Source organism: Streptomyces sp. AK02-01A (genome assembly GCF_033795305.1).
Lineage (GTDB): Bacteria > Actinomycetota > Actinomycetes > Streptomycetales > Streptomycetaceae > Streptomyces.
On the sequence record NZ_JARBAE010000089.1, the window covers coordinates 1 to 9,547 of the forward strand.

The following is a 9,547-nucleotide window of genomic DNA, read 5'->3' on the forward strand; positions in this document are numbered from 1 at the left end:
ACGACGGCGTCCGCCTTGACGGACTGCGAGTCGATCACCCCGGCTGTCGGCTCCACGCCGCGGCCCAGCTTCTCGCGGACCCTGGCGCGCAGCCGGTCGTGGAACTCCTTGACCAGCAGGTGGTCGCGCCAGCTGCGGAAGAACGCGTAGACGCGATCCCACGGCGGGAAGTCGGCGGGCATCGCCCGCCACTTGATGCCATTGTCGACGAGGTAGCGGATCGCATCGAGTATCGCCCGGTGGCAGTACGCCTCCGGCTGCCCTCCCCGGCCCCGCAGCCAGGCCGGCACCGGCAGCAGCGGCCGGACCACGGCCCACTCCGCGTCCGTCATGTCCGAGGGATACCGCCGAACACGTTCCGGGTGATCGGCCGCATTCCCGAACCGGTGGGCGACACAATCACACGACGGAGAAGCCGAGTTGAACTCCACCGGCGCGAGCACGTACAACTGCGGCAACAGGGTCTCCTGGATCTCGGTTGGCTTCGCAACCCCGAGCTACCAAGAGGCCCTGCCTTCATGCCCGCGGCCGACGGCAACCACCCGATCGAGACTCCCGTTCGACGCACACCCCTCAAGATCGGAACGACAACAGCTACTTAGCGGGCCGCGGTCTGGTGGAGGTCTTGATCGTCGGGTGTGAGGCGGGCGGGAAGAGTGTCCCAAACGTCGGGTCGGTGGGCAGCGGCAGCAAGGAGCCTGCTGACACGGTGGGCGAAGTCGGTTCCCGGCAGGGGGAGTTCCATGTCGGGTTGGCGGAGGTAGCCGGCGGTCACGGCGGTGGGGATGTAGTCCATGAGGCGGGTGACGGTCGTGGTGCGAGGACGGACGGTGTTCTTGGCCAGGAGGCGCAGGAGGCGCAGGATCGTAGTGGTGGAGGTGCTGGCGACAGAGTAGAAGGCCGGAGCCCACACGCCAGCGCGGCACTTCAGCGGTGATCAACACAGACATGGCGCCAGCCTGTGCTGCGTTTCTGCCTCTACCACCTGCCCGCCCGCCTCGCGAAGAACGTCCGCCGCCGCCGCTTCATGCGCATCGAGCGGACCTGGCCCTGGGCATCGGAGTTCACCACCAGTTGGAGGCGGCTTATCCGGCTTCCGGCCGCAACCTGACGACCGGGCCCCGCCCGACGAGGACCGGAAAGGAGGAGAACCCGCAGTCCCCGGGCCTGTGGAACCCGGCGCAGCCGGGGCATCACGCAATGGCCCGCCCTCAACCGAGGGGGGACATCACGGGTGAACCGTGGAACTGAGTGCGTTGTGGCAAAGGGAGTTCCTGTTCGATGAGCAGGGGCTTCTTCGTGTGCGGGGCGTGATCGTTGTGGGGTAGGGGCAGGCAGCGGACGGCTTGTTGTTGATCGAGGAGGTCGCGATGCTGTCGGTGCTGGGGTTGATGGAACTGCGTGAGGCGCGGGCGAGGCAGGAGCTGGAGTCCTGGACGGAGGTCCTGGAGCAGGCTCTGGCGGAGGTGGTTGCCGCTGCGGGATCGAGCGGCTCCGGCGCGGGCCGTAGCGAGCGGCCGCCGGTGTGGCGGTCGGGCATGGGTGCGGAGGTGCTCAGCGGTGTGTACCGGGAGGTGTTCGCCGCGGTGGTGGCCGCGTCGGGGCCGGTGAACGGGGTGGAGCTGACGCGGGCGGTGGGCCGGGATGCGGAGATCAAGAACGAGGTGGAGAAGATCCGTCACCGTGCCTACGTGCTGGAGAAGCGGGGCTGGCTGGTGCGGGCGAAGGACGGACGGTTCATGCCCGCACCCGGGGCCGTCGCCCTGGACGCTTCTCCGGCCAGCGCGGGGCATCGCCGGCCAGGCACCGCGACAGCTTGATCGTGGCTGCCCACCACACCATCTGCTGGTGGTGGTCGGGGCGGCGTTCGTGGTCGCGGTTGAGGCGGCGTGAGCGGGAAAGCCAGCTCAGCGTGCGCTCCACCACCCACCTGCGGGCCAGTACGACGAATCCGCGTTGCCCGTCACAGCGGCGCACGACCTCGATGCGGACACCGTGTCGGGCGAAAGCCTTCGCCAGCGCAGGACCCTGGTAGGCGCTGTCGACCCACACCAGTTTCAGCAGCCGGCCCGGCTGTTCCATGAATGCCTCCAGCAGCGCCGGGGCGGCCTTGGAATCGTGCACATCGGCCGTGGTCACGGTGACCTCGAGGAGCAGGCCCTCGGTATCGGTCAGGATGTGGTGCTTGCGTCCGTCGCGTGACTTGCCGCCGTCGTATCCGCGGCTGTCCTCGCCGACGGTCTCGGAGGCGTCCACCGGCTGACTGTCGATGATTCCCGCACTGGGCTCGGCGTTGCGCCCTGCGCGTTCCCGCATCGTGCGGCGCAGGCGTTCGTAGAGTTCACGCGCGTAGTCGCAGGACCGCCAGCGGCGGAAGAAATCGTAGACCGCCCGCCAGTACGGGAAGTCGACCGGCAGGCCGTCCACTTCACGCCGTTGGCGACGAGGTAACGCACCGCGTCGAGCACCTCGCGATGGCAGAACGCCTCCGGGCGTCCGCCCCGCTTCAGGAGCCAGGTCGCACCGGCATCGCGGCGCGGACCTCGGCCCACTCCGCGTCCGTCATGTCACTGGGATAGCACCGCACCCGCTGTCCCGGAGCGATCGAACCGAACCTGTGCACGTAGCAGTCACACCCAGGGGTGACCGTGGTGGACGCAGGCACAGTGATGCTGTTCAACTAATCGGGCAACGGGCTTCCTTGGTCGTGCTGGTGTCGTAACCGCGTCACTACCAAGGAGCCCGTTCTTTCATGCCCGCGACCGCACCCGAACCTCCGTCCAGACGATCACCCGCTGCCGCACACCTCGAACGAGATCCGGTTTGCCACAACGCACTGATCAGCGACCGAAACCCACTGGCGAATCGGGGCCAGATCTGGATGGAATCCCGCGAGATCGCCCTCGATCTCCCCTCATGGATGCCCAAACTCGGCCTACGGAAGCGATGTTGGCCGATTCCACTCCACCTTCTGTGGTCACGCGACAGTACGGTTCAGCTACCAGGCTGTTGACCATGAAGTCTCCATGGTTCTGGCTTGGTGCTAGCCATACCCTCGAACCGTAACAGGGAAGGAAGTCATAGTGAGTTGGCGAAGACTGGGTGCTGCGCTGGCGGCAATAACCCTCGCCCTCATCTTGCTCCCCAATCAGGCGCTGGCAAGCACGAAGAATGCAGAGCCTGAGCGCACGCACGGCCGGCTACTTGGGACGCTGCAAAATCGGCCCGAGCAGCATGGCGCCGCATCATCGAATAGTCAGCAGGCAACCTCTGCCCCGGAGACCTGCTCGCCAACCGCTCCAGGATCCGCAGAGCGGCGCTCCGGCGCTACACGTGTGTGCACTTCGCTAGCACCGGCCCTCGCGCCATCTATTCGCACAGCTACCACAAGCCGTGCGGCTTTGGCCGCATCCGCTCAGGTTTGTGCGATCGCAGATCCTGGCACCTGGCGTTTTGAGCGCCTGAGCGCCTGCCTTCGTGAGCTGAAGGTGACGTTCACACTGCGAGGTGCGCAGCAAGAGGTCCTCGGTACGGCGATCCTCTACGTCAGTTCCAGCGCCACGCTCAACCCGCGCTCAGGTGCATGGAACGAGGATTTCGTAGTCGAGGCCGTTGACTTCACCGGCCAACTGGCGAGCCTGAGTGTCGCTGTCGAAGCGTCGTGCACCTCGCAGTGCACCGCAACGAACAAGAACCCTTGGGTGGGGAACAAGGCGTTGACAGAGCTGGGCGTGGCCACGGGAAGGGTGTCCTACTCCAACGTTCCAGCGGTCGGTGTGGCTGACGCGGCCACGGTCAACTATCGCATGACCATGTTCCAGACCGGCACCGCACCTGTTCCCCTGCCTGCAGTGAACTGGTCCAATCCTCGCACCATCCGATGCGACTCCGCTCTGACGGAGTCGGGCAATACAAGCACAGGCTGTGCACTGCCTAGTGTGTCTCCTGAACTGGAACTGCCGCTAGCTACCTACGGCGCAGCTGGCGCCACCTACGACTGGGCCCAGTACAATCTTCCTGGCAAGTGGGGTCGGTATTCAGGACAGCCTATGACCCGAGCCTTGGACGGTGAGACGAGACGGCTCAAGACATGCGGCACCCAGAGCTCGATCGCCTTCGTAAGGAAAGTCGATATCGTCCCGGACGACTCCTGCGACGAGTTCCCGTTCGCCTCAACCTGGCAGGGAGGAACCGACGGGGGCCTGTGCGCCGAGATCGTCCCACTCCTTGAGGATGGCGAGTGGAACATCTACGAGGCGGATCCCGCCAGACCTGTCACGTTCACTGAACCGTGCGTCCGCGGGCATGTTCCCCTGGGGGTAAACCAACTGGCTGGCACGGCCTACAGCAACCTGATACAGAATCAGCGAATTATCAACAAGGAACCCTTCTACCTGAGTGTACCGTTCTAAGGCAGCGCTAGAGCCGTGTGCCCACAGCGGGTGCCGTGGGCGCACGGCCAGGTGACGGTAGAATTGGCAGTTTGACTCTCTGGTGGCGGAGGCCGTAATGACGGAAGAATCCTGGAGTTTGGGCCAATCGGGACAATTCTGCCTCGCGTTGTCGGCGGGAAGCACCGTTGAAGACGTACTCGAAGCATATGGCGCCGACGTCTCCAAGGCCCGATGGATTACGTCCGAAGAGTGGTTCAAAAGCTACGAGCCAACTGCAACGAGTACCGCACTGCGCGCGGGAAGCCTCGGGGGCTGGTCCTTTTGTATCGAGTTCGACAACTGCATCGGCTTCACGCCCGGCATTCGACATAAACTCTCAAAGGAGACAGAAGTATTTGTCCTGAGTCGAACTGGGCAGGTGCTTACCACGCTGTACTACATGGTTGATGGCAAAGTCGTGGAGTCATTCGAGCCCGGGAACAGCACTTCCTACGTGCCGAGCAGTTGCGACTTCACAGGGAGGGTCAAGCGACTGGCTGACTCTTCGGACGGCATTACGGCATGTCTTGAAGTCCTTGCTGAATATACGGGGCACTACCTGACAACGGCGCTCCTCCACGGGCCTTTGCTGTCCGTGGCCGTCCGGGCTCCAGACCGAGAGGGCCTCATGAGGACAGATCTGAGCCGCCCTGGAGGAGCCGCCCCATCTGGAACCTCAAGCAGCCTGGGTAGACGTCTAGGGACGATTGGGCAACGCTCAGATTAGGACACACGTCTAGCCTCGATCTTTCATAGTGGGCTGCCGACGGAGTCGGTGGCCCATTTCGTTGCCGATGACCGTAGTTGGGCAGGCTGTGGGCCCGAGTGTCGTGTCGGGTGAACGCCGGGTTCCACTGCTCCGGGATGGAGCGTTCTCTCGCAGGGACGGGTGGATCTGCTGGTCAGCCGGGGTTCGGGAGAGCCTCGAGTCGCTCGATCGCGCCGGTGATGACGTCGGTCCATGGCCAGTGGCGCGGGAATCTCAGGTGTCGGCGGCGGGCGGTCGTGACGAGCTAGGCGGCGGCGGAGAAGAGGCGGAGTCTCAGACGGCGGGGCTCCCACCTGCGGACTTCACCGGACAAGGCAAGCATGGGCATCCAGGCCAGCAGGTCGAGAGCGATCTGCACGATCTCCAGCCAGATCTGGTTCTGCGCCGTTTTGTGCAGGGGAAGGTTTCGCAGGCCGGTGGCGCGGGCGGCGCGGATGCGGTCTTCGGCGCGTGCGCGTTGGCGGTGTCGCAGTTCGAGTGCGGCGATCGGAGAACTGGTGGTGTTGGTGGCGAACGCGGTGAGCCGCAGGCCGTCGGCATCAGTGAAGCGCAACTGTGCTCCGGGATGGGTACGTTCCTTGCGGACGATCAGCCGCATCCCCTTCGGCCAGCCTTTGAGGACGTCTCCGTCGAGTTCGGCGACCCAGGCGCCGTCGCGGATCTCACCGCCCGGTTCGATGGCTGCCGTCCATGCGGCGGGCGGGACTTTGAGGACGGCCTGGTGGATGGTGTCGGTGATGGGCATGCCAACCGAGTACGACAGCCACCTGCCACGCTTCGCGAGCCATGCTGTGTACTCGTGGGTGCCGCCGGCGGAGTCGGTGCGGATCAGCGTGGATCGGCCTCGCCGATACTTCTTCGGGAGCTGGGCCAGGGCGAGTTGGGTGGTGGTGATGTGGTCGGCGGCGGTGTTGCTGCCCGCGTTTCCGGGCCGCGGTAAACCTGCGACCGGTTCCCCGCTGCCGCCGCTTCCGTGATCGACGAAGGCCACCAGTGGATGGTGTCCGAAGGTCTTCTGCCGGGTTGCGGTGGCGTCCTGTTTCTCGGAGTGGGCCAGCACGAGCACCCCGTCCAGGTCCACGGTCACCTGCCCTGCGACGTCTGGGGCCGCGTTCCTGGCCAGCTTCCAGACTCGTTCGCGGGCTTCGGCCCGCGCGGCCCTTATCGCGGTAAGGGCCTTCGGCCCAGCGGTGGCGAGGGTGTTCGATGAGGCGGGAGACCGTCGGGTCCGAGGCCACCGGCCCGAACACGGCCGGCTCGGCCCGCAGCATGGCGACGTCCGCGAGGCAGTCCCCGCCCAGCGCGACCGCGAGGGCAACGTCCAGCAGGATCTTGCCCGGATCATGCACCGCCCGAGCCTTCCGCCACGGCGCAAGCGCCGTCGATATCGTCTGGTCCAGCCCGGCTTTGCGGGCGGTCTGGACCAGCAGCACGGCCCCGGCCTGGGACGCCACCGCCCGACCGCCGCCCTCGATGCGGACGCGTGGATAGGACCCGATACGCTTCTTCACCTGAGAAGTGCCTCCGACGGTGGCAGGAACAAGGACCTCGACAATCCTCATTCTTGCTGGTCAGAGGCACTTTTCGCTTACCTGACCACCCATCGGACAACCCGCTTCCTGAAAGCGCGAGGCTAGATTGGGATGCTGGCAGCCGAGTCCACGGTCAGCGGTATGTGTACAACGGGAGCGCTTATGGACGCAGGAGACCGCCTCGCCCAGCAGATCGAGACCATGAGCCGGATGCTTGCCGAGGCCGAGCCTGCCTCCCTGCGGACCAGCTATCTGGCCGACCCGTCGGCAGGCAACCCGGTGCTGCAGGGATCGACCGCGACGGCTCTCATCCCGCGCTGGAACGAACGCCCCAGTGGGTTGTGGGTCCCGGCCTCGTCCCAGGAGCCAGCGCCGATCGATCTGACCGCGGTCTTCCTCACCCCGGAAGAGATCTTCGGATTCCAGCTGTCTTCCGGCTACACCGAAAGCCAGCTGCAGCGCCTTCCCGTGGAAGGCGTTCTACGTTTTTGTGCCATGGTCCTCAACGCCCTGGCCGTTCCTGGTGCATCCGTCGCCTCAGTCGACCATGGGTTTGCCGACCGGCTGTTCAAGGAACCGATCCGCAGTCGTGTTCTTAACCTGCTCAAAGACAAGACCCGCCGACTCCTCGTGCCCCAAGCCTTCATGCTTTTGGCCCGCATGGCCATGGAGACTTCGCCGGACACCCTGCCCCCCGAAGGCATGGAAGAGGGCGACGTCGTGGGCGCCTTGTTCGCCCTCACCCAGACGATGGGGGTGTTCCCCGACTCCGGCTCGACCATCATCGGGGACCGGCCGGGCACGCTGGGCCGGGAGATCATCGCCAACCAGCACTTCAACCACAACTGGTCCGTCGCAGGATTCCTGGCCCGCTATGCGCGCCGTTGGCTGCAATTGCCGGCCGAGCACCAGGGCGAGCCGGGCATCGTCGACCTCAGCCGGGCCTACCGGGACAGCACGGGCATCCAGTTCGAGTCCCTGGGTGCCGTCGCCGGCTACCTGTGGATGGTCACCACCTCCGGTCGTTTCGTCATCGAACGGGGTGAACTGGCCGGCCTGGACATACCCACCGAGCAGGTCGAGGCGGTGCTAGCGCTGATCAGCACCGACCTGCCGGGAATGCGGGAGGCGGTGCGCAGCCAACTGCCCGCACATCGCACCGAATGGTCTTTCGACCCCTTCCAGGAGTGGCCGGTCCTCCGCCTGCCCGAGGACCGGCTGCTTATCCTCCACCCCCGCCACCTGCTCAACCGCGCCTTCGGATGGCTGCCGATCTGGGACATCAAGTCCCCGCCGCCAGGGCACACCAAGCCCCCGGGCCACCGCAAGCTTGCGGCCCGGGCCGAGTCGACCCTGCGCCACCTCAGCGAGGTCTACGTAAGTGAAGTCCTGCACAGGATCACGGGTGACGAAGGCACCACCCGTCGGGTCTACGACGACGCCGAGCTCAAGGCGGCCTACACCGCCCAGGGGCAGCGCATCGCCGACGCCGCGATCGACTACCCCGGCACCTGGATCGTCATCGAGGTCACGACCTCCCAGCTGCGCCGTGAAGCCGCCACCGCCGTTCCCGGCGAATCACAGATCGAGGACATCGACAAGCTCATCGAGGAACTCGACCAGATCGACGCGACCATCGCCGCACTGCGACGCGACGAGGCCGCGCTCACCGGCACGTCGGCTATCGCCGACCGTCGGTACCTGCCGCTGCTTGTGCTGCCCGAGGGCTTCCCCGTCAACCCGGTCACCCTCACCGTGATCCGTGAACGCGCCCGCGCCCGCGGACTGTTGCAGGAACCAGACACCGATCCGGTGGAGATCGTGGACATCGAAGAGCTAGAAATGATCGAAGCCATCCAGGAGGAGTCCGGCCCCAGCATGCTGGACATCCTGCGCGGCAAACAGTCCGGCAGCCTGCGCAACGCCGCCGTACGCGACCACGTCTTCCATGTCATGCGGTTGCATCCCAGTCGACCCGCCCGGCAGTCCGACCTGCTGGAAGCGGCGCTGAAGCCGCTCGCCGACGCTCTGTCGCGCCGGCCGCAGGACCAGTCTCGCTGGGAGAAAGGCTGAAGCCAGCGGCAGGTATGGTCCGGTGCCTCGACGGCCGGGATTCAGCTGTTGTCGATGTGCGTTATGGCTATCCGGACGGCCTCCGTGACTGTGGTGCCGAACGGCGTTGGTCTCATCCTGCGTCCGCGGTCAGCTCGCTCGATCAAGTCTCGGGGTGTTGGCCGGGCCGGGGTTGGGTTGTTATCGGGTCATGCCGGCTGTGGTGGCGCGGGTGGCCGGAGTTCGGGTTGTACGCGGTGCGGCCGGTGGGCTGGGCGGGATGTTGATGCGCTGGTGGCGGGCTCGTATGGCGTGGAGGTCGGCGAGGGCGCGGCGGCTGCCGGTGATGAGCTGGTGGGGCGTGTTGGTGAGGTCCTCGGCGTAGGTGTGGATGCGCCGGGCTGTGGCGTGTGCCTGGGCGAGCAGTGCGCGGTGGAGGATGCGTTCTCCCCAGTACTCGGGCGAGTTTGCCGGCGCAGACAGCAGGGCTACCAGGTCGTTCGCGGTGATGTCCGCGGTGAGTAGTCCTCGGTGCTGGGCCTCCCCGAGCATGGTGACCGGGTCGACGGGATCACCGCGGTGAGCGAGAGCGCTCACGCAGTGGAACAGGGCCCCATGGAGGGGCAGGGCGAAGTCGTCGGGGTGGAGCCAGCGCATCTGCTGCAGGTCAGCCGGGTACGCGGTCGCGGCGGCGAGGAGGAGCCGCTCCTCCTCCAGGATGTCCTCGCCCGTATCGCGGGGCGGGGCTGGGGGCGGTGGTG

The 9,547-nt window shown here is 66.0% G+C and carries 7 protein-coding genes and 1 pseudogene; 4 read left to right on the plus strand and 4 right to left on the minus strand.

Annotated elements, in window-relative coordinates; translation table 11 throughout:
- A partial coding sequence (locus PV679_RS35490) for a transposase (protein ID WP_319685412.1) occupies nucleotides 1–332 on the minus strand: 332 nt, incomplete at its 3' end.
- A gap of 1,038 nt (nucleotides 333–1,370) precedes the next feature.
- Between PV679_RS35490 and PV679_RS35495 the strand changes: the two genes are divergently transcribed.
- The gene (locus tag PV679_RS35495; protein ID WP_319685413.1) at nucleotides 1,371–1,820 is read left to right on the plus strand and encodes a hypothetical protein; all 450 of its coding nucleotides are present in this window, start codon (nucleotides 1,371–1,373) and stop codon (nucleotides 1,818–1,820) included.
- Here PV679_RS35495 and PV679_RS35500 read toward each other — a convergent pair.
- Nucleotides 1,738–2,427 (minus strand): IS5 family transposase, encoded by a 690-nt coding sequence (locus PV679_RS35500; protein WP_319685414.1) that lies wholly within the window; start codon nucleotides 2,425–2,427, stop codon nucleotides 1,738–1,740. The two genes, PV679_RS35495 and PV679_RS35500, sit on opposite strands and share 83 nt — an antisense overlap.
- A 974-nt stretch (nucleotides 2,428–3,401) precedes the next feature.
- Between PV679_RS35500 and PV679_RS35505 the strand changes: the two genes are divergently transcribed.
- Together PV679_RS35505 and PV679_RS36315 are read left to right on the plus strand one after the other, a co-directional pair.
- Nucleotides 3,402–4,412: a hypothetical protein gene (locus PV679_RS35505; RefSeq protein WP_319685415.1), complete on the plus strand. Its 1,011-nt coding sequence runs from the start codon at nucleotides 3,402–3,404 to the stop codon at nucleotides 4,410–4,412.
- 97 nt (nucleotides 4,413–4,509) lie between these two features.
- Entirely contained in the window at nucleotides 4,510–5,160 is a 651-nt protein-coding gene (locus PV679_RS36315) for a DUF6461 domain-containing protein (protein WP_416069872.1), read from the plus strand.
- A gap of 175 nt (nucleotides 5,161–5,335) precedes the next feature.
- On the opposite strand, the pseudogene PV679_RS35510 reads toward PV679_RS36315, so the two are convergent.
- Nucleotides 5,336–6,713 (minus strand): annotated as a pseudogene (locus tag PV679_RS35510) (IS1380 family transposase).
- A 183-nt stretch (nucleotides 6,714–6,896) separates the two neighbouring features.
- On the opposite strand from PV679_RS35510, the gene PV679_RS35515 reads away from it, so the two are divergent.
- Nucleotides 6,897–8,807, plus strand: coding sequence for a hypothetical protein (locus tag PV679_RS35515; RefSeq protein WP_319685416.1), 1,911 nt, complete (start codon nucleotides 6,897–6,899; stop codon nucleotides 8,805–8,807).
- A gap of 180 nt (nucleotides 8,808–8,987) precedes the next feature.
- Here the strand turns inward: PV679_RS35515 and PV679_RS35520 are convergent.
- The coding region (locus PV679_RS35520; protein WP_319685417.1) for a DnaB-like helicase N-terminal domain-containing protein at nucleotides 8,988–9,547 on the minus strand (560 nt) is incomplete at its 5' end.

What these genes read in the sequence shown, in the direction of transcription:
- PV679_RS35495 (WP_319685413.1), top strand. Translation starts at nt 1,371, where the DNA reads ATGCTGTCGGTGCTGGGGTTGATGGAACTGCGTGAGGCGCGGGCGAGG.
- PV679_RS36315 (WP_416069872.1), top strand. Translation starts at nt 4,510, where the DNA reads ATGACGGAAGAATCCTGGAGTTTGGGCCAATCGGGACAATTCTGCCTC.
- PV679_RS35515 (WP_319685416.1), top strand. Translation starts at nt 6,897, where the DNA reads ATGGACGCAGGAGACCGCCTCGCCCAGCAGATCGAGACCATGAGCCGG.